Origin of the sequence: Wolbachia endosymbiont of Drosophila incompta (assembly GCF_001758565.1) — a bacterium.
Lineage (GTDB): Bacteria > Pseudomonadota > Alphaproteobacteria > Rickettsiales > Anaplasmataceae > Wolbachia > Wolbachia pipientis.
Window position 1 is genome coordinate 416,382 of the sequence record NZ_CP011148.1, and the last position, 644, is coordinate 417,025.

General features: G+C 41.5%; 1 protein-coding gene. It reads left to right on the forward strand.

Annotation, left to right across the window (positions count from 1 at the left end; genetic code table 11):
- Positions 1 to 644: glutamate--tRNA ligase (locus WG67_RS08250; RefSeq protein WP_458694983.1), on the forward strand; the 644-nt coding region annotated here is incomplete at both ends.

A 644-nucleotide genomic window follows, 5' to 3' on the forward strand; every position in this document is an offset into this window, starting at 1 on the left:
CAAAGCATCATGGTGGCAGGTTTTTGCTAAGAATTGAGGACACCGACAGAAAACGTTCAACACAAGAAGCAATTGATGCAATTATAGAAGGGCTAAGATGGCTCGGTATGAGCTATGATGGGGAAATAGTATATCAGTCAAAAAGAGTAGAGCGGCATAAAGAAGTAGCAAACCTTTTAGTTGAAAAGGGTAGGGCGTATCACTGTTACTGCCCTGAAGATGAAGTTGCAGAAAAGAAGGCAAAAGCAAGAGAAGAGGGCAAGATATACAAGCATAAATGTACTACAAAACCTCCTTCTTGTCATCCAAGTAGCCGACACTGGAAAAATATGTGGTCACGCGCTGGAATGACATCGGGTGTGAGGTCAGTTGTCCGCTTTAAAGTGCCAGATTCGCAAGAGATCGTCATTGATGACAAAATATACGGCCAAATCAAAGTAAATAGCGACCAGCTTGATGATATAGTGATCTTACGCTCTGATAACACTCCAACATATATTTTTGCCGTGGTAGTTGACGATCATGATGCTGGAATAACTGATATAATACGTGGTTCTGACCATCTCACTAATACCTTTAAACATCTGCTAATATACCAGGCTCTTGATTTTGACATTCCACGCTTTGCACATGTGCCGCTTATC